The sequence below is a fragment of the Micromonospora orduensis genome (genome assembly GCF_006228125.1).
Taxonomy (GTDB): domain Bacteria; phylum Actinomycetota; class Actinomycetes; order Mycobacteriales; family Micromonosporaceae; genus Micromonospora; species Micromonospora orduensis.
Map to the genome: position 1 here is coordinate 21,116 of NZ_VDFY01000166.1, position 18,782 is coordinate 39,897.

Annotated in this window: 20 protein-coding genes; 5 read left to right on the forward strand and 15 right to left on the reverse strand. The window is 71.5% G+C overall.

Translation table 11 applies throughout. The features are described from left to right. The first annotated feature begins 34 nt into the window (after positions 1 to 34). From FHG89_RS17220 to FHG89_RS17230, 3 genes are read left to right on the forward strand one after another with little or no spacing between them, the layout of a single operon-like run. Entirely contained in the window at positions 35 to 832 is a 798-nt protein-coding gene (locus tag FHG89_RS17220) for an ABC transporter ATP-binding protein (RefSeq protein WP_139585403.1), read from the forward strand. Continuing rightward, positions 829 to 1,590, forward strand: coding sequence for an ABC transporter permease (locus FHG89_RS17225; RefSeq protein WP_139585404.1), 762 nt, complete (start codon positions 829 to 831; stop codon positions 1,588 to 1,590). The genes FHG89_RS17220 and FHG89_RS17225 overlap by 4 nt, the downstream gene beginning before the upstream one ends. Before the next feature lie 45 nt (positions 1,591 to 1,635). Then, positions 1,636 to 2,415 carry a MerR family transcriptional regulator gene (locus FHG89_RS17230; RefSeq protein WP_139585405.1) on the forward strand — a complete coding sequence of 260 codons (780 nt, stop codon included), beginning with the start codon at positions 1,636 to 1,638 and terminating at the stop codon, positions 2,413 to 2,415. A gap of 24 nt (positions 2,416 to 2,439) precedes the next feature. Here the strand turns inward: FHG89_RS17230 and FHG89_RS17235 are convergent, their stop codons facing one another. From FHG89_RS17235 to FHG89_RS17265, 7 genes are all read right to left on the reverse strand, one after another. Further along, positions 2,440 to 3,270 carry a carbohydrate ABC transporter permease gene (locus FHG89_RS17235; protein ID WP_139585406.1) on the reverse strand — a complete coding sequence of 277 codons (831 nt, stop codon included), beginning with the start codon at positions 3,268 to 3,270 and terminating at the stop codon, positions 2,440 to 2,442. After that, entirely contained in the window at positions 3,267 to 4,253 is a 987-nt protein-coding gene (locus tag FHG89_RS17240) for a carbohydrate ABC transporter permease (protein WP_139585407.1), read from the reverse strand. Before FHG89_RS17240 ends, FHG89_RS17235 begins: the two co-directional genes overlap by 4 nt. Then, positions 4,250 to 5,536 (reverse strand): sugar ABC transporter substrate-binding protein, encoded by a 1,287-nt coding sequence (locus FHG89_RS17245; protein WP_139585408.1) that lies wholly within the window; start codon positions 5,534 to 5,536, stop codon positions 4,250 to 4,252. The genes FHG89_RS17240 and FHG89_RS17245 overlap by 4 nt, the downstream gene beginning before the upstream one ends. Positions 5,537 to 5,760: 224 nt before the next feature. Continuing rightward, positions 5,761 to 6,045 (reverse strand): GlsB/YeaQ/YmgE family stress response membrane protein, encoded by a 285-nt coding sequence (locus FHG89_RS17250; protein ID WP_139585409.1) that lies wholly within the window; start codon positions 6,043 to 6,045, stop codon positions 5,761 to 5,763. Positions 6,046 to 6,269: 224 nt separating this feature from the next. Continuing rightward, positions 6,270 to 6,554: a GlsB/YeaQ/YmgE family stress response membrane protein gene (locus FHG89_RS17255; RefSeq protein WP_139585410.1), complete on the reverse strand. Its 285-nt coding sequence runs from the start codon at positions 6,552 to 6,554 to the stop codon at positions 6,270 to 6,272. Positions 6,555 to 6,966: 412 nt separating this feature from the next. Continuing rightward, the gene (gene lepA / locus FHG89_RS17260) at positions 6,967 to 8,844 is read right to left on the reverse strand and encodes a translation elongation factor 4 (protein ID WP_139585411.1); all 1,878 of its coding nucleotides are present in this window, start codon (positions 8,842 to 8,844) and stop codon (positions 6,967 to 6,969) included. 114 nt (positions 8,845 to 8,958) lie between these two features. Beyond that, a complete protein-coding gene (locus FHG89_RS17265; RefSeq protein WP_139585412.1) occupies positions 8,959 to 9,495 on the reverse strand; it encodes a DUF4240 domain-containing protein in 537 nt (178 codons plus the stop codon). Between the two features lie 61 nt (positions 9,496 to 9,556). Between FHG89_RS17265 and FHG89_RS17270 the strand changes: the two genes are divergently transcribed. Both FHG89_RS17270 and rpsT read left to right on the forward strand, forming a co-directional pair. Next, complete coding sequence (locus tag FHG89_RS17270; RefSeq protein WP_244295562.1) at positions 9,557 to 10,543, forward strand: phosphotransferase; 987 nt, start codon at positions 9,557 to 9,559, stop codon at positions 10,541 to 10,543. 182 nt (positions 10,544 to 10,725) lie between these two features. After that, a complete protein-coding gene (rpsT, locus tag FHG89_RS17275; RefSeq protein WP_139585414.1) occupies positions 10,726 to 10,992 on the forward strand; it encodes a 30S ribosomal protein S20 in 267 nt (88 codons plus the stop codon). Between the two features lie 95 nt (positions 10,993 to 11,087). On the opposite strand, the gene FHG89_RS17280 is transcribed toward rpsT, so the two are convergent. From FHG89_RS17280 to rsfS, 8 genes are all read right to left on the reverse strand, one after another. Continuing rightward, positions 11,088 to 11,510 (reverse strand): hypothetical protein, encoded by a 423-nt coding sequence (locus FHG89_RS17280; RefSeq protein ID WP_139585415.1) that lies wholly within the window; start codon positions 11,508 to 11,510, stop codon positions 11,088 to 11,090. Next, a complete protein-coding gene (holA, locus tag FHG89_RS17285) occupies positions 11,507 to 12,487 on the reverse strand; it encodes a DNA polymerase III subunit delta (RefSeq protein ID WP_139585440.1) in 981 nt (326 codons plus the stop codon). Before holA ends, FHG89_RS17280 begins: the two co-directional genes overlap by 4 nt. Positions 12,488 to 12,653: 166 nt before the next feature. Next, positions 12,654 to 15,050 (reverse strand): ComEC/Rec2 family competence protein, encoded by a 2,397-nt coding sequence (locus FHG89_RS17290; RefSeq protein ID WP_139585416.1) that lies wholly within the window; start codon positions 15,048 to 15,050, stop codon positions 12,654 to 12,656. Further along, positions 15,047 to 15,853 (reverse strand): ComEA family DNA-binding protein, encoded by an 807-nt coding sequence (locus tag FHG89_RS17295; protein ID WP_139585417.1) that lies wholly within the window; start codon positions 15,851 to 15,853, stop codon positions 15,047 to 15,049. Before FHG89_RS17295 ends, FHG89_RS17290 begins: the two co-directional genes overlap by 4 nt. Positions 15,854 to 16,008: 155 nt before the next feature. Continuing rightward, positions 16,009 to 16,782: an SDR family NAD(P)-dependent oxidoreductase gene (locus FHG89_RS17300; protein WP_139585418.1), complete on the reverse strand. Its 774-nt coding sequence runs from the start codon at positions 16,780 to 16,782 to the stop codon at positions 16,009 to 16,011. Positions 16,783 to 16,786: 4 nt separating this feature from the next. Continuing rightward, positions 16,787 to 17,641, reverse strand: coding sequence for a DegV family protein (locus FHG89_RS17305; protein ID WP_139585419.1), 855 nt, complete (start codon positions 17,639 to 17,641; stop codon positions 16,787 to 16,789). Positions 17,642 to 17,689: 48 nt separating this feature from the next. Then, entirely contained in the window at positions 17,690 to 18,349 is a 660-nt protein-coding gene (locus tag FHG89_RS17310; protein WP_139585420.1) for a histidine phosphatase family protein, read from the reverse strand. Beyond that, positions 18,346 to 18,753 carry a ribosome silencing factor gene (gene rsfS / locus FHG89_RS17315; RefSeq protein ID WP_139585421.1) on the reverse strand — a complete coding sequence of 136 codons (408 nt, stop codon included), beginning with the start codon at positions 18,751 to 18,753 and terminating at the stop codon, positions 18,346 to 18,348. Before rsfS ends, FHG89_RS17310 begins: the two co-directional genes overlap by 4 nt. Positions 18,754 to 18,782: the final 29 nt, after the last annotated feature.

The following is an 18,782-nucleotide window of genomic DNA, read 5'->3' on the forward strand; positions in this document are numbered from 1 at the left end:
CTTGACGCTGCGTCAACCCTCCATGCTGGCTGCCATGAGCACCTCGCCAACAACCGATCAGGTCGAACAGCCCCCGATACACGTGCAGGGCCTGGAGAAGTCGTTCAAACAACTGAAGGTGCTGCGCGGCGTGGACATCGACGTGGCGCGGGGCAGCATCTTCGCCCTGCTCGGCTCGAACGGGGCGGGCAAGACCACCGTGGTGAAGATCCTGTCCACGCTGCTCAAGGCCGACGCGGGGACCGCCCGGGTCAACGGCTTCGACGTCGCGGCCCAGGCCGCCCGCGTACGCGAGTCGATCAGTCTCACCGGGCAGTTCGCGGCGGTCGACGAGGTCCTCAGCGGACGGGAGAACCTCGTCCTGGTCGCCAAGCTCAGGCACCTCAAGGCCCCGGGAACGATCGCGGACGACCTGCTGAAGCGCTTCTCGCTGACCGAGGCGGGCACCCGGAGGGTGGCGACGTACTCCGGTGGCATGCGGCGCCGACTGGACATCGCGATGAGTCTCATCGGGGAGCCGCCGGTGATCTTCCTCGACGAGCCGACAACCGGGTTGGACCCGGAGGCGCGCATCGAGGTGTGGCAGGCCGTCAAGGAGCTTGCCAAGGGCGGTACGACAGTACTGCTCACCACTCAGTACCTCGACGAGGCGGAGCAGCTCGCCGACCGGATCGCGATCCTGCACGAGGGCCGGATCATCGTGGACGGCACCCTCGACGAGCTCAAGCGGCTCCTCCCACCCGCCGAGGTCGAGTACGTCGAGAAGCAGCCGACCCTCGAGGACGTCTTCCTCACCCTCGTCGGCGCCAAAACGGAGAAGGAACAACGATGAACAAGCACTTCCTCGGCGACACCGCCGTCCTGCTGGGCCGTTCGCTGCGCCACATCGCCCGCAGCCCGGACACCATCATCACCACCGCGATCATGCCGATCGCCTTCATGCTGCTGTTCGTCTACGTCTTCGGCGGCGCGATCGAGACCGGCTCCGACTCGTACGTGAACTATCTGCTGCCCGGCATTCTGATCATCACGATCGCCTCGGGCATCTCCTACACCGCCTTCCGGCTCTTCCTGGACATGAAGGGCGGCATCTTCGAACGATTCCAGTCCATGCCGATCGCACGATCCTCCGTGCTGTGGGCGCACGTCCTGACCTCGCTTGTCGCCAACCTGATCTCGCTCGTGGTCGTCGTGCTCGTTGCCCTGATGATGGGCTTCCGTACGGGAGTGGGCGTGCTGGGCTGGCTTGCCGTCGCCGGCATCCTGGTCCTGTTCACCCTGGCGCTGACCTGGATCGCCGTGATCCCCGGCCTCACCGCAAAGACTCTGGACGGTGCTAGCGCGTTCTCCTACCCGCTCATCTTCCTGCCGTTCGTCAGCTCGGCCTTCGTGCCCACCCAGTCCATGCCCGGCCCGGTGCGCGCCTTCGCCGAGCACCAGCCGGTGACCTCCATCGTCAACGCGATCCGGGACCTGTTCACCAAGCAGCCGATCGGCACCGACATCTGGATCGCCCTCGCCTGGTGCGTCGGCATCCTCGTTCTCGCCTACCTGTTCGCCACCGTCACCTACCGTCGCAGGATCTCCTGAGCCGGCGTCGACCAAAGTTGGGCGAACAGCGGGCAGGATCGGAGCATGCTGACGATCGGTCAACTGGCGGCGTACGCCGGCGTCACGGTGCGGGCGGTGCGGCACTACCACCAGATCGGGCTACTGCCTGAGCCGGAACGGGACCCTTCGGGTTACCGACGGTACGCCGCGACGGCAGCCGTGTCCCTCATCAAGATCCGCACCCTCGCCGACGCCGGCGTGCCGCTGTCGCAGATCAGTCGGATGCTCGAAGCCGAAGCGTCAGCCTTCGCCGAAGCGATTCGAACCATCGACAACCATTTGCGCGACGAGATCGAACGGCTGGAGACCAGCCGTCGACACATCGGGCAGCTCACCGCCGGGGACAGTCTGGCGCTCCCACCGGAGGTGGCCGCCTATCTCGATCGGCTCCGGAGCATCGGGGCGTCGGAGCGGATGGTGGAGGCTGAACGGGACGGGTGGATCCTGGTCGCGGCGCGCTGGCCCGACCGCATCGTCGAGTGGATGCCCGGGAAGGTCGCCCAACTCGACGATCCGCAGGTCGTCCGGCTCTACCGGGTGCTGTCGGAAATCTTCGACGGCGACGTGGAGGACGACCCGCGTCTGGCGGAGGCCGCCGACATCATGGCGTGCCTGGCGGAGCAGGCACACGCCGCCGGTGAGGTCATTCTCGGCGAGGAGGCCGACGACGATCTCCCGCACGACCTGATCGACGCGCTCGCCGTCGAGTCCGATCCGCGGGTGGAGCGGCTGCGGGAGCTGATGCGCGAGCGCGGCTGGTCCGGTTGGAACCGGATGGAGCGGCTGGCCGAGCCTCCCGCCTGATCGCCCGGGCGTCCCTGCACACGGTCAGCCCTTGACGGCGCCCGCGACCAGACCGGAGACCATCCGTCGCTGCACCAGCAGGAAGAAGATGATGACCGGCAGGGTGAACAGGGTGGAGGCGGCCATCACCGGCCCCCAGTTGGTGTCGTCGCGGCCGAAGAAGAAGGTCATCGCCACCGGCAGCGTGTAGCGGCCCTGGTCGTTGATGAACGTCAACGCGAAGATCAGCTCGTTCCAGGCCGTGATGAAGGAGAAGATGCTGGTCGCCACCAGGCCCGGCGCGACGAGGGGGAACAGCACCCGCCGGAACGTCTGGGCCCGACTCGCCCCGTCGATCGCCGCCGCCTCCTCCAACTCCTTGGGCACCGCGGCGACGAAGCCGCGCAGCATCCACACCGCGAACGGCAGCGAGAACCCGAGGTACGTGAGGATCAGGCTGGGCAGCGTGTTGTACAGACCGAGCCGCTGGATCATCAGGAAGAGCGGGATGACAAGCGCCTCCAGCGGGATCATCTGCACCACCAGCAGCATGATCAGGAAGCTGGTCCGCAGCGTGAAGCGGAACCGGGCCACGGCGGTCGCGGCGAGCAGTGCCACCAGGCCGCTGAGCACCACCGTCGAGACCGCGACGATCGCGCTGTTGACGAAGAAGTCGAGGAAACTCACGCCCGGGATCAGGTTGCCGGTCAGGATCTCCCGGTAGTGCTCCAGCGTCGGGTGCGCCGGCACCGGCTGCGGAGTGGACGAGAAGATCTCCCTGCTCGGCTTCAGCGAGGTGGAGATCATCCAGTAGACGGGGAACGCCGCGAAGAGCGCGACCAGCAGCCCGGCGCCGTTGAGGGCGATCTTCTTCACGACTCGTCCTCCTGCCTGAGCACCATCCGTACGTAGAAGCCGGTGACCACCAGCAGGATCAGCGTGAGGATCACCGCGATGGCCGCGCCGAGCCCGTACTTCGGCGGCGGCGAGAAGGCTTCGGCGTACGAGTAGATGGAGAGCATGAACGTCGGCCGGTCCTGGGTGCCGCCGGCCAGCACGAACTGCTGGGTGAAGACCTTGAAGTCCCAGATGGTGGAGAGCACGATCAGGATCCCGAAGACCGGGCGCAGCAGCGGGAAGGTGATCTTCCAGAAGACCCGCCACGGGCTCGCGCCGTCCACCCGGGCCGCCTCGTGCAACTCGCTCGGCACGCTCTTGAGACCAGCGAGCACGCTCACCGCGATGAACGGGAACGAGTGCCAGACCACCACAAGGGTGAGGATGGCGAAGAACAGCAGGGGCGAGTTGAACCAGCCGTAGCCGGTCCAGTCGCTACGGCCGAAGAGGGAGTTGGACAGGCCGTCCGGCAGCGCGTTGAACAGCCAGGTGACCAGGCCGCTCGTGTCGTCGAAAATCCACTTCCAGACGATCGTGCCGGTCAGCGCCGGGGTGGCCCAGGCGAGCATCACGCAACTGGCCACGAAGGTGGCCATCTTGCGACCCAGCCGGTTGAGCAGCAGCCCGACCAGGGTGCCGAGGACCATGGTGAGCAGCACGTTCGCCGCGGCGAACAGGACCGTGTTGCGCAGCACCGTCAGGAAGAACGGATCGGACAGGATGTCTGTGTAGTTGCCGAGCCCCACCCACGGCCACTCCCGGTCGCCGCGCAGTTGCCGGACGCTGTTGAGGCGGTAGAAGGACATCGCCACGACCTGACCGAGCGGCCAGAGCAGCAACACCCCGATGATCACCAGGGCGGGCAGGAGCAGCAGGTAGGGCAGGCGGTCCACCCGGCGACGCCGCCGCGCGGGGTTCTCCCGCGCGGCGGCCGTCTCCGGCACCTCGGTCAGCGTGGTCACTTGGCGTTGAGGATGCTTTCCATCTCACCGGCCGCATCGGCGGTAGCCTTCTCGACCGTCTTCTGACCCTTCATGACCGAGCTGTTCATCGCCTGGGTCACCGTCTTGGTCCGGCTGACCTCCACCCACTTCGGGGTGAGCGGCGTGAGCTTGGTGTTCTGCATGGTCGTGGCGAACGCCGCCATCACCTTGTCGTTGGCGTACGTGTCACCGGCGACCAGATCCTGGTAGACCGGGAAGAAGCCGAGGCTGCTGGCGAAGGCCTGCGCGTTCTTCTTGTTCAGCAGCACGGTCAGGTAGTCCCAGGCGAGGTCCTGACGCTCGCTGTCCTTCCAGATCGCCACGTCCGAACCGCCCGCGAAGCCGGGCGCGGCCTTGCCGTCCGGGCCGGGGATCGGGAACGTACCCCAGACCTTCTCGATCTCCGGGTTGTCCTTCTTGATGGCGCCCTGCTGCCAGCTGCCGGCGAACGCCATCGCGGCCTTGCCGGTGGCGAACTGGGTACGCGCGTCGATCTCGTTCCAGCCGGCGGCGGCCGGCGGGGCCACCTTGTGCACCGTCACCAGGTCGGTCCAGTACTTGACGGCCCGCTGCGCCTCCGGCGTCGTGTAGCCCGACTTCCAGGTGCCGCCCTGGTTGCTGGCGATCTCCCCGCCGGCACCCCAGAGGAAGGAGTAGAACGGCAGCTCGGAATTGCCCGGCAGCGCGATGCCGTACGTGCCCGGCTTCTTCGCCTGCACGGTCTTGGCGACGGCGACCAGGTCGTCCCAGGTCTTCGGCGGCTGCACGCCGGCCTCGGCGAACCAGTCGGTGCGGTAGTAGATCGCCCGCACGCCCGCGTACCACGGCACGCCGTACTGCTTGCCGTCGAGCTGCGCGTTGCGCACCAGGTCGGGCAGCAGGTCCTTGCTCTCGGCCCAGCCGCCCATCCGCCCGCTGACGTCGGCGAGCGCCTCCTGGGCAGCCCAGCCCTGGGTCTCGGTGTTGCCCAGCTCGGTGATGTCCGGCCCCTCGCCGCCGGCCAGCGCCGCCTGGAACTTCTTGGGTGCCTCGAGCCAGGGAATGTACTGCACGACCACGTCGGTGTCGGGGTGCTTCTGGCGGAACTCCGTCTCGACGGAGTCGAGGAACTTGTTCTGGGCGTCGCCGCCCTCGCCCATCATCCAGACCGTCAGTTTGCTGTTGTCGGACGCCTCGTCACCGGAGCCTCCGCAGCCGGTCAGCACCATCGCGGCCGAGGCCACCATGGCGGTGACCGGGGCCAGCCGCTTCCACCTGTTCACGCCAGTTCTCCCCTCGCGCCGCCTGGAACTAACCTTCTCCGCCGCACCTTAGTACGAAGAATTCCTTTACGACAGTGGGAGGTGTCCGCGACCGTACCGCAGCCGCAGGGCCCGGTACGGCGTGGCACCGGGCCGAAGTCGGGCACTCCAGCACGAAAGAGCGCCCGGCCGATGGCCGGGCGCTCTTTTCAAGCGGTGCTGTGCAACCAGGTGATACCGGGTTGTTATCGGGTGACGCTGCGGCGGCGACCCACACCGGCCACCAGCGCGACCGCGATGGCCGCCACGACGACCTGCACCAGCAGCTCGCCCCAGTCGATGCCGCTGGTCTCGGTGGCGATGCCGACCGCCCGCGCCAGCACGGTGCCCAGCAGGGCCGCGCCCACACCGATCAGCAGGTGCAGCCAGATCGGCATGTTCTGCCGACCCGGGACGACCAGGCGGCCGAGCGCGCCGACGATGAGACCAACAACGAGCGCAGTGATGATGCCCCACACGGTGAGCTCCACGGTCGCCCTCCTTCAAAGAATGTCTGACACACGAAGTTGTGTGTTTCCTGTCGTGACCGCTAAGTGCCCGACCGGCCTGAAGTCCAAACCGACTTCGTCCACCAGACGATCACGACTTGGCCTACCTGGGCAGGTTCCACCAGCCCGGCAGGAACGCCGATGGGCGCCCGACCTGTCGGTCGGACGCCCATCGGAGGGTCGCGGTGGTACGGGTGGTGCGGCTGTCAGTGGGTGACGCTGCGGCGGCGACCCACGCCGGCCACCAGCGCGACCGCGATGGCCGCCACGACGACCTGCACCAGCAGCTCGCCCCAGTCGATGCCGCTGGTCTCGGTGGCGATGCCGACCGCCCGCGCCAGCACGGTGCCCAGCAGGGCCGCGCCCACACCGATCAGCAGGTGCAGCCACATGGGCATGTTCTGCCGACCCGGGACGACCAGGCGGCCCAGGGCTCCGACGATGAGACCAACAACGAGCGCAGTGATGATGCCCCACACGGTGAGCTCCACGGTCGCCCTCCTTCGAAGAATGTCTGACACACGAGGTGTGTGCTTCCTGTCGTGACCGCTAAGTGCCCGACGGGTCAAAAATCCAAACCGACTCACGGCAAAAGGCAGCGCCCGCCGTCTATGTCCAAGGAGCTGCGTCGATTGGCGACACACGCATCCGCACAGGTAGGAGGCCTTCTCGCCGGGACCGCCAACCCCCGGCGGCGGCCGAAAAATTTCTCCACACCACCGGACGCCAGCACCCCGCCGAGCGGGCGCGAGGACGCCCCAGGGCAGTCCGCCGCGCCGGCACCCACACGGCAAGATCCGCGCAACTTCAGGGAAACTGGTGCCTCGGCGCGGCCGCAGGCAGCACTATCCCCGAAGGTGCGCGGATCTTGGTGGCTCGGTGCGGCCAACCAGCGCCGGCGGACTACTTCTTTCCGGCGGCCTTGCCGTCGCCGGAGTCGGAGGAGAGGGCGGCGATGAACGCCTCCTGCGGCACCTCGACCCGGCCGACCATCTTCATCCGCTTCTTGCCCTCCTTCTGCTTCTCCAGCAGCTTGCGCTTACGGCTGATGTCACCGCCGTAGCACTTGGCGAGCACGTCCTTGCGGATCGCCCGGATCGTCTCCCGGGCGATGACCCGGCTGCCGATGGCCGCCTGGATCGGCACCTCGAACTGCTGGCGCGGGATCAGGGTGCGCAGCTTCGCGGCGATGGTGACGCCGTAGTTGTACGCCTTGTCCTTGTGCACGATGGCGCTGAACGCGTCCACCGGCTCGCCGTGCAGCAGGATGTCGACCTTCACCAGGTCGGACGCCTGCTCGCCGGAGGGCTCGTAGTCGAGCGAGGCGTAGCCCTTGGTACGGCTCTTCAACTGGTCGAAGAAGTCGTAGATGATCTCCGCGAGGGGCAGCGTGTAGCGCAGCTCCACCCGGTCGGCGGAGAGGTAGTCCATGCCGAGCAGGGTGCCGCGACGGCCCTGGCACAGCTCCATGACCGCGCCCACGTAGTCGTTGGGCGTCAGCACGGTGGCCCGGACCACCGGCTCGTACACCTCGGCGATCTTGCCGGTGGGGTACTCGCTCGGGTTGGTGACGACGATCTCCGCGCCGTCGTCCGTGATCGCCCGGTAGACGACGTTGGGCGCGGTGGAGATCAGGTCGAGGTTGTACTCGCGCTCCAGCCGCTCCCGGATGATCTCCAGGTGGAGCAGGCCGAGGAAGCCGCAGCGGAAGCCGAAGCCCAGCGCGCCGGAGGTCTCCGGCTCGTAGTCCAGGGCTGCGTCGTTGAGCTTGAGCTTGTCCAGTGCCTCACGCAGGTTGGGGTAGTCGGACCCGTCGATCGGGTAGAGGCCGGAGTAGACCATCGGCTTCGGGTCCTTGTAGCCGCCCAGCGCCTCGGCGGCCGGCCGGCTGTTGATGGTGACCGTGTCACCGACCCGGGACTGGCGGACGTCCTTCACGCCGGTGATCAGGTAGCCGACCTCGCCGACGCCGAGCGCCTCCGCCTTGACCATCTCGGGCGAGATGACGCCGATCTCCAGCAGCTCGTGCACCGCGCCGGTGGACATCATCTTGATCCGCTCGCGGGCGCTGATCCGCCCGTCGATGACCCGGACGTACGTGACGACGCCGCGGTACACGTCGTACACCGAATCGAAGATCATCGCCCGGGCGGGCGCCTCGGCGTCGCCGACCGGCGGGATGAACTGCCGGACGATCTCGTCGAGCAGGTGCGGCACCCCCTCGCCGGTCTTGCCGGAGACCCGGATGCAGTCGGCCGGGTCACCACCGATGAGGTGGGCCAGTTCCTCGGCGTACTTCTCCGGCTGGGCGGCCGGCAGGTCGATCTTGTTGAGCACCGGGATGATGCGCAGGTCGTTCTCGAGGGCCAGGTAGAGGTTGGCCAGGGTCTGCGCCTCGATGCCCTGCGCGGCGTCGACAAGCAGCACGGCACCCTCGCAGGCGGCCAGCGACCGGGACACCTCGTAGGTGAAGTCCACGTGCCCCGGGGTGTCGATCATGTTGAGGACGGCGTGCTCACCGGCCCGCTCGCCCTCGCGGATGGTCCACGGCATGCGAACGGCCTGGCTCTTGATGGTGATGCCGCGCTCGCGCTCGATGTCCATCCGGTCCAGGTACTGCGCGCGCATCTGCCGGGGGTCGACCACGCCGGTGAGCTGCAACATCCGGTCGGCCAGGGTCGACTTCCCGTGGTCGATGTGGGCGATGATGCCGAAGTTCCGGATGCGACCGGGGTCGGTGGCACCAGGGGCGTTCGCGCCGGGATCGAGCTTCGGTGGCACAGCGGTCCGTTCTGGTCGGCTGACGTGAACAGGCCGGCGCGCCGCCGACCCCCTCCATGTTCCCACGCCGCCGGGGTACGCCCGCTGCGCGGGCGACGGATCGGCCGGGGAACCTCACTCCGGCGGCGGCTCCACGAAGAGCGCGGCCAGCCGGGGCAGTCGCCGGCGGGCCTCCTCCTCGTCGTCGAAGTCCCAGAAGTCGTTGAGGTCGGGGGTCCGCACCGGGTCGCGGTCCGCCGGCAGCTCCGTCGCGGTGGCCTTTCGGTACGCGTCCCAGGGCACCGAGAGCATCTGCTCGGCGGAGAACTCCTCCCCGCTGAGCGAGGCCGCCCGCACCTGGGGCAGTTCGGCAAGCGAGTCCGGGTCGGCGACCGCGCGGGCGAAGACGGCCCGCCCCTGGGTCATCAGCCAGCCCCGGAAGTGCTCGAACCCGTCCGCCGAGGCGCCCCCGTTGATCAGGTACGCCGCACCCCACAGATCCGCCCTGTGCGACGCGGCCAGCACCCGCGTCTGGTGCCGGGCGTACCCGACGATGTCCTCCGGGTCGCGTTCGGCGAGCAGCGCGACGGCCCGCGCGGCCACCGGGCCGGGCTCTCCCCCGCCCCCGGCCCGTGCCTGGTCGATCAGGTGCCAGAAGTCCTCGGTCCTCATGGCTTGGCAGTCTGGCAGTGTCGCCGCGCACCCCGCACGTACCCCGGGGCAGCATGGTGGGGTGTCCCCGACTCCGCTGCCTCCCGTGCCGTACCACGCCAGCGCGCTGCGCCCGTCCTGGCAGGCGTTGCCGGCGGCGCTGCGGACCGCGGTCGCGGACCGGCTGGGCGCGCCGGTGGTCACCGCCCGGGTCGCGGGCGCGGGCTTCACCCGGGGGTTCGCCGCCGTGCTCGACACCGCCGACGGCGGTCGGGCCTTCGTCAAGGCGGCACCCGCCGCCGAGCAACCGCACCTGGTCGAGTGGTACGCCCGGGAGGCCGCGATCCTCGACCGGCTGCCGGCCGATCTGCCGGCGCCCCGCCCCCGGTGGACCCTCCACGAGGCCGGCTGGTTCGTGCTCTGCACCGACGCGGTCGACGGGCACACCCCGCGCCTGCCCTGGGTGCCCGCCGAGCTGGACGCCGCGCTCGACGGCTACGCGCAGGTCGCCGCCGCCCTGGCCGACGCGCCGGCCGGGCTGACCGCGCTGGGCCTGCCGCACCTGGCCGACCTGGCGCGCTCGGACATCCTCTGGTGGGAGGAGGTCGCCGCCGGCCGGGAGCCGTCGCCGCCGCTGCCCGAGCCGGTACGGGGACGGCTACCCGAGCTGGTGGCGCTGGAGGCCCGCCTTCCCGGGTACGCCGCCGAGGCGGCCGGGCTGATCCACGGCGACCTGCGGGTCGACAACGTGCTGATCGACGCGGACGGCCGGGCCTGGTTCTGTGACTGGACCTGGGTCTGCCACGGGCCGCCCTGGTTCGACCTGGCCGGCCTGCTGCTCACCGCGTACGCCGGCGGGCTGGACGCGGACCGGCTCTTCGCCGCGCACCCGGCGACTGCGGGCGCACCTCCGGACGCGCTGGACGCGACCCTGGCCGCGTTGGCCGGCTACTACCTCACCGGTGCCGCGGCGACGCCGCCCACGGCCTCGCCGCACCTGCCCGCCCACCAGCGGTGGAGCGGCGAACAGTCGCTCGACTGGCTTGCCCGCCGCCAGGGCTGGCAGTGACCGACGGCAGCGACCGGGGGCGTATTCTGGTCCCCGACGGGCCGGGTCCGTCCGCGCGATGGCCGAGCCGTTTTGGCTCGTCCCGGGCGACCTGGTAACCTGGCTCTTCGCGCAGCGATGACGCATGTTCGTCATCTCGCGCAGAAGCTGACCAACCCGAGCTATCAAGACGAGGCTGTCGCGTGGCGAACATCAAGTCCCAGATCAAGCGCAACCGGCAGAACGAGAAGGCCCGGCTGCGCAACAAGTCGGTCAAGTCGTCGCTGAAGACCGCCGTCCGGAAGTTCAACGAGGCTGCCGAGGCCGGTGACGTCGAGAAGGCCACCGCGCTCATGCAGGACGCCTCTCGCAAGCTGGACAAGGCCGTCAGCAAGGGCGTGATCCACGCCAACCAGGCCGCGAACCGCAAGTCCGCGATCGCGAAGCGCGTGGTTGCGCTCGCCGCCTGACGACTTCGCCGTCAGACTGATTCGGAAAGCCCCGGACCCTCGGTCCGGGGCTTCCGTGTGTCCGCGGCCAGCCTTCGCTCCCGCAGACCTGGTGCTCAGTCTGACGAGTCGGCGCGGCGGGTGGGCGGCACCGGATCGGCGGTGATCACCACGCCCGGCACGGTGTGCCTGACCCACTCGACCCGGGCGCGGCCGACGACCGGCTCCATCTGCCTGCGGAAACGGTCGCGTTCCTGCTCGGGCACCAGCGCGGCGGACCGGACCACGACCGCGGCCACCAGGTCGTTGAGTTTGACCATGACCGCCACCACGGCGGGCAGCACCAGCACCGACCACCAGGTGACCAGCTCGGCGAGGGCGAGCAGCACCGCCAGGGCGATGGTGCCCTCGAAGAAGAGGAAGCAGAGCACTCCCCCGGGGTTGACGAACCGCAGGCCGAGGAGCCGGGCGTACAGCGGCCGGTACCGTTCCTCCTCGGCGGGGATGGTGGCCCACGCCGTGCGGTTCGGCCCCGTCACCGGGTGCTGCCCTGCCGGGCCGCCGCGACCGAGAAGACGGCACGCTCCAGGGCGTACGCCCGGTCGTCGGAGCCGCCCTTGACTGCCGCGTTGCACTCGGCGGCGACCTGCATGGCCCGGACCAGGCCCTCCGGCGTCCAGCCGCGCCCCTGCCGCTGCGCACGCTCGATCTTCCAGGCCGGCATCCCGAGGCTGCTGGCGAGCTGGTACGCGTTGCCCCGCCCGGCCGAAGCCACCCGCGCCACCGTCCGCACCCCGTCGGCCAGGGCGTCGGCGATGGGCACCGGGTCGACGCCGACGTGCAGGGCCCAGCGCAGCGCCTCCAACGCGGCAGGCACGTCGCCGACCATTGTGGCGTCCGCCACCGTGAAGCCGGTCACCTCGACCCGCCCCCGGTAGTAGCGGGAGACCGTCTCGGCGCTGATCCGCCCGTCGGTGTCCGCGATCAGTTGGGAGCAGGCGGCGGCCAGCTCGCGCAGGTCGTTGCCGACGGCCGCAATGAGCGCCTCGGCGGCGTCGTCGGCGCACCTGCCGCCGGCCCGGCGGATCTCGTCACGGACGAAGGCCACCCGGTCGCGGTGCCCCTTGAGCTTGGCCGCCGGGACGACCGTCGCGCCGGCCGCGCGCAGCCCGTCGGCGAACGCCTTGCCCTTGGCGCCACCCAGGTGCAGCACCAGCAGTTGCACGTCCGGGTCGGGGTTCTTCGCGTACGACAGCAGGGCGGTGACCAGGTCCTTGCGGGCGTCCTGGCCGGAACGCAGGATCAGCAGCCGCCGCCCACCGAACAGCGACGGGCTGAGCATCTCGGCGATCTCGCCGACGGTGAGCGCGCTGGCCTGGTACTCGCGGACGTCCACCTCGGGGTCGACAGCGCGAACCTTCGCGACAGCTTCGGTGACCGCGCGCGTGGCGAGCAGTTCCTCGTCGCCGAGGACGAGCAGAATGGGGGCGAGGTCGGCGGGGGTCACGCCGCCCATATTCGCACGGCCCACGGCGCGATCGTGCCTGCTCATCCGGCGCTCAGTCGGCGCAGCCCGCACACAGTGCAAATCCAGACATTCACCGTAATTCACCGCCTAATTGACAATACGGTTGCCTTTTCCGGCTCACCTGTGCAATTTCCACCAATCTCCCCCGGCCTGCTCATGGCCGCCGCCCCGCCGGCACCCCACGGCGGACCACCCCCAGGCCGGAGCCGGTGCGGAGCACCGCCAGATCGCCGTCGGTGTCGGTTCGCAGCACCCGGGCGCCACCCCTGCCCAGCCGGGCCAACAGCCCCGGGTTCGGATGCCCGTACGTGTTGCCGGCGCCGACGGGCACCAGCGCGACGGCGGGCCGCACGGCGTCGAGAAACCCCGGATCCTGGTACGCCGAACCGTGGTGGGCGACCTTCAACACGTCCGCCCGCAGCTGTCCGGGGCCGGCCCGGGCCAGCACCGCGTGCTGCTCCTCGGTCTCCGCGTCACCGGGCAGCAGGATCCGCACCCCGGCGACCGTGGCGCGCAGCATCAGCGAGTTGTTGTTCGGGTCGGATCTGGTGCCGGCGAGCGGGTACGGCGGGCCGAGCACCAGCAGGTCGACAGCGCCGACCGGATGGCGGGCGCCGGCCACGGTGGTCAGCAGCGCGGCCCGCCCACCGGCAGCCGCCGCCCGGACCTGCTCCCGACCGCTCTCCGGATCCGTCGAAGGTGGAGTCAGCACAGCGCCCACCCGCCGTCCCCGGAACACCCCGGCCACCCCACCCACGTGGTCGGCGTGAAAGTGGCTGACCACCAGGAGCGGCACCTCCCGTACGCCGAGTCGGCGCAGGCAGGCGTCCACCGCTGCCGGCTCCGGCCCGGCGTCCACCACCACCGCCCGACCAGGGGCGACGGACAGCACCAGGGCGTCGCCCTGACCCACCGCGCAGGCCACCACCACCCACCCCGGCGGCGGCCAGCCGGCAGCCACCAGCCGAACCGGAAGGGCACCTAGCACGCCGGCGACACCGATCACCGCCACCAGTCGCCGTACGAGTGGCCGGCGCACCGCGACCAGCAGCGCGACGGTCAGCGCGGCCAGCAGCAGGGCTCCCGACGCCCCGCCCGGCCAGGGCAGGGTGCCGCCCGGCAGCCGCGAACCGTGCCGGGCGATGACGACCAGCCACCAGGCCGGCCAGCTCGCCAGCCACGCGGCGAACTCGGCGCCCGCCGGCCACAGCGGCGACACCGTCGCCGCCACCACGCCGAGGATGGTCGCCGGCGCGATGGCCGGCACCGCCAGCAGGTTCGCCGGGACGGCCGCCAGACTGACCGTGCCGGAGATGCCCGCGACGACCGGCCCGCAGGCCAGTTGCGCGGCCGCCGGCACGGCCAGCGCCTCGGCCACACCCGGCGGAACGCCGCGCCGGCGCAGCCCGTCACGCCAGCGCGGCGCGAGCAGCAGCAGGCCACCAGTGGCCAGCACGGACAGCGCGAACCCGGCATCGCCGGCCAACTCCGGGTCGACCAACACCAGCACGGTGATCGCGGCGGCCAACGCGGGCAGCGCGGCCCGGGGACGACCGGCGGCCAGCGCGGCGAGCCCGATAGCCCCCATCGTGGCCGCCCGCACGACACTCGGCGACGGGCGGACCAGGATGACGAAGCCGACAAGCGCCACCCCGCAGAGCCCGGCGGCGAGCCACGGGCCGGCGCGCGTCCACCGGGCCAGCAGCAGCACCGCCCCTACGACAATCGCCACATTGCTTCCCGAGACGGCATTGAGGTGCGTCATGCCGGTGGCCTGGAAGTCCTCCTCGACTGCGGGCGGCAACCGGCTGGTGTCCCCCACGACCAGCCCGGGCAGCAGCCCGCCCGGGTCGTCGGGCAGCGGCGCGCAGGCCCGTTGCAGGCCGGCGCGGAGCGTGCCGGCGGCGCGTTGCGCCCAGGACGGCGCCCCGTGGCGTGTGGGCGGGCCGTTGGTGCTGAGCACCGCCCCGGTCAGGTCACCGCCACGCGGAACGCCGAGGCGCCCCTCGGCGGTGAGGCGCTGCCCGGGGAGCAGGCCCCGCCAGGCCGGGTCGGTGGCCAGGACGAGCACCCGCACCGGCGCACGGATCCGTCGGCCGCCCGGATCGGTGAGCCGGACCAGTTCCGTCGACACCAGCAGCATGCCCGGCCGACCGGCGCTCCGGATCGGACGTGGATCGTCCCGGACCACCAGGTCAGCGCTGACCGGGGCGCGTTGCTCGGCCAGGGCACGGATCGGCGGCGCGTCCCGGACGGCGAGCCGGGCCGCGGTGGCCGCCCCTGCGCAGACCACGCCGAGACCGACCGCGACGACGATCCAGCCGTACCGGCGGGAGACGGCCCGCGGTCGGCCGCAACAGCCGAGCAGGTGCAGGGCACCCGCTGCCGTCACCACCGCTGCCGCCCCGGCGACCACCACGAGTGGGCGGATGCCGAGGTGCAGTCCGGCGAGCGCGGTGAGCCAGGTGCCCACCGCCAGCCCGGCCAGCCGCAGGTCCGGCGGGACGGGCTCAGCCTCGGTGGCAGCTGGCGCCACGGCCCGGCCGCTCACACCGTCACCAGGTCCTTCAACTGCTCGTAGCGGGCGTCCCCGATCCCGTCGACCTGGCGCAGGTCGCCGACGGCCTTGAACCCGCCGTGCTGTTCGCGGTGGGTGAGGATGCGCTGGGCGAGCACCGGGCCGACCCCGGGCAGCGCGTCGAGCTGGGCGAGGGTGGCGGTGTTGAGGTTCAGCGGCCCGGCGGCGGGTGGGGCACCGGCCGCCGCAGGGCCCGCCGCGCCGCCCGGCATCGGTGGTGGCGTCACCCCGACGACGATCAACTCGCCGTCGGTGACCTTGCGGGCCGGGTTGAGCAGCGCCACGTCGACGCCGGGCAGGGCCCCACCGGCCGCCTGGACCGCGTCGGCGAGCCGCGACCCGGCTGGCAGCCGCACCAGCCCGGGTCTGCGGACCTTGCCGGCGACCGCCACCACCACCTCGGCCGCGCCGGACGCGCCCGGGGCAACCACCTCGGAGGCCGCCGTGACCGCGTCGGTCAGCGGGGCCACCGGCTCGGCGTGCGGCCGGGAACGCCAGGCCCACCCGGCCGCGGCCAGCACCACCACCACGGCGACGACCGCCAGTGCCCGCACCCCGCGCCGCCCCGGATCGAACGCCCCGGGCCCGGGCAACCGCGACGCGGGATCGGCCACGAGGCCGTCCGACACCACGCCCGCGTCCGGATCCGCGGACGACACGCCGGCCAGGGGTACGCCAGCGGTCGGCACCTCGGCCCGGAGCGACGGCCCGCCAACCGGTGGAGCCGTCAGCCGGCGCAGCCGCTGGCGTACCTCTGTCTCCTCGTCGTGCGACACGGCCCGACGCTAGGGGCGGCGGACGGCCCGAAGGGGCGCGGTGACCTGTCCCTGTGGACAACCAGCGCCACTGTGGACAACGCCCTGATCATGCTTCGATCTGCTAGAGATACGGCGCTCCCGACGAACGGCGTCCACGGGACCGGGTCGGGCGGTCAGCGGGCCTCCGGATCGAGGCCGAGGACGGCCCGTCCCCCGTCCACCGGCAGGATGACACCGTTGACGAAGCTCGCGGCCGGTGACAGCAGGTACGCGACCGCCTCGGCCACCTCCTCGGCACGCCCGATGCGGCCCACCGGGTGCAGCCGGTTGAGTTCAGCGTCGATCCACTCGGCCTGGGACGGTTCCTGGGCGGCGAGGAATTCGGCGTACCGCTCGGTGGCGATCGAGCCGAGCGCGACGGCGTTGGCGCGGATGCCGTGCCGCCCGTACTCGACGGCCAGCGCCCGGGTCAGCCCCTCCACGGCGGCCTTCGCGGTGGCGTACGGCAGGGCGCCGGACACGGGCCGGCGGGCCTGGTGCGACGAGACGTTGACGATCGCGCCGCCGGTGCCGGCGGCGAGGAAGCGGCGCACGGCGACGGCAGCGCCGACCACGGCGGGGCGCAGGTTCAGCCCGATCAGGTCCAGGACCGTGTCGGCCGGCGCGGAGTGCAGCGCGGCGTCGCGGAAGACCGCCGCGTTGTTGACCCAGCCGGCGAGCGGGGCGGCGCGTTCGGCCAGGTCGGCGGCGTGCTCGGCGACCCGCTCGTCACCGGCGTCACCGACCACCGGGACGAGTCGGTCGGCGGCGGTGTGCCCGGCCAGCCAGTCGACGGCGTCGGCGTCCCGTTCCACGACGACGACTGTCGCGCCGGTCGCCACGAGTCGTCGCACCACGGCCCGGCCGACGCCACGGCCGCCTCCGGTGACCACGCAGGAGGTCGACACCGGCTCAGCCGCCCGGGCGGCGGTGGACGACCACGGAGGCCAGCCCCGGGCCGGCGTGCGCGGCGACCACCGCGCCGGCCTCGGAGACGTACGTGTCGTGCAGCCGGTCACCGAACCGCTCGGTCAGCGCGGCGAGCAGCGTCTCGGCCCGTTGCGGCGCGGCGAGGTGGTGCACGCCGAGGTCGACGTCGTCGTCGCCGGCCGCCTCGACGGCCAGGTCGACGAGCCGGGCCACGCCCCGACTGGCGGTACGGACCTTCTCCCGCAGCACGATCGCCCCGTCCGGCATGTGCATGATCGGCTTGACCGACAGGGCGGTGCCGAGCAGCGCCTCGGCCGCGTTGATCCGGCCTCCCCGACGGAGGAACTCCAGCGTGTCGACGTAGAACCAGACGGTGGTCCGGGCGACGGCGGCGAGCGCGGCGTCGCGTACCCCGGTCAGGTCGGCGCCGGCCGCGGCGGCGGTGGCGGCCGCGATGGCCGGGAAGCCGAGCCCCATGCCGGTGGAGCGACTGTCGACGACCTCGACGCGGCCGTCGAAGTCGGCGGCGGCGAGCCGGGCCGCCTCGACCGTGCCGGACAGCGCGGCGGAGATGTGCACCGAGACGACGCCGTCGGCGCCGTCGTCGAGCAGCCGGCGGTACGTGCGGGCGAACTGCTCGGGTGCCGGCCGGGAGGTGGTAGCGGTGACCCGCCGGGCGCTCAACGCCAGTGTGGCGTCGGCCGGCTGGGTCTCCACCCCCTCCAGCCCTTCCGCGCCGTTGAGCACGACTGTCAACGGGACGACTGTCAGCCGGTGCGCCTGCACCAGCTCGGGCGGAAGGTAGGCGGTGGAGTCGATGACAACCGCGACGGGCATGCCCGGCACGCTAGCCGATCGGGGCGTCGAACGCCGAGGCGGAAGCGCTCAGATCGCGTCGACGACCACCGGGGCGGTGACCAGGCCGACATTGTGTGCCCGCAACTGCCAGCCACGGACGTCCTGCGGACGTCCGACAGCCGGCGCGCGGTCGTCGTGCCGCAGTTCGCTCCAGTGGCAGTTGGCCAAAGAACCGATGGTGCGCAGCACGCCGGTGTCCCAACCGAGCAGGTGGCCGATGCCCTGCCGGCTGGCGCCGCCGTGGGTGGCGATCACCACGGTGCCGCCCGGTGCCGCGTCGGCGGCCTCCCGCAGTGCGGTGCCGACCCGCTCGCCAATGTCGTGCAGGGGCTCCAGATCCGCCCCCGGATCCGGGTCGCCCGCCCGCCAGCGGGCGTACTCCTCGGGGAAGCGCTCGGCGGCCTCGGTGAGGTGCAGACCCTGCCACTGGCCGAAGTGCCGCTCGCGCAGCCGTACGTCGGTGCGGACCGGCAGGCCGGTCAGCGCGACGAGCGCGGCGGCGGTCTCCGCGGCGCGGCTCAGGTCGCTGGACACGATGGCGTCGGGCCGCAGCGCCGCGAGCAGCGGCGCGGCGGCGCGGGCCTGGTCGCGGCCCAGCTCGTTGAGGGGTACGTCGGTCTGCCCCTGGACGCGGTTGGCGGCGTTCCAGTCGGTGTTGCCGTGCCGCCAGACGATCAGTCGGGTCATTCGGCTGCGGCGGGCCCGCCGGCGTCGGCCTCGACCAGGTCGCGGTCGACGAACGGGATGGTGGGGCAGTCCTTCCAGAGCCGGTCGAGCGCGTAGAACTCGCGCTCCTCGGTGTGCTGGACGTGCACCACGATGTCGACGTAGTCGAGCAGCACCCAGCGGCCACCACGCTCGCCCTCGCGCCGGATCGGCTTGGCCTTCTCCGGCAGCTCCAGCAGGCGCTCCTCGATGGCGTCGACGATGGCCAGCACCTGACGCTCGTTGGGGGCGGCAGCGAGCACGAACGCGTCGGTGATGGCGAGCTGGTCGCCGACGTCGATGATCGCGATGTCCTGCGCCTTCTTGTCGGCGGCGGCCTGGGCGGCCGCCATTGCCAGCTCGTGAGCGCGTTCGGAAACTGTCACCGTTCTCCTTCGATCAACCGTGCGATCCT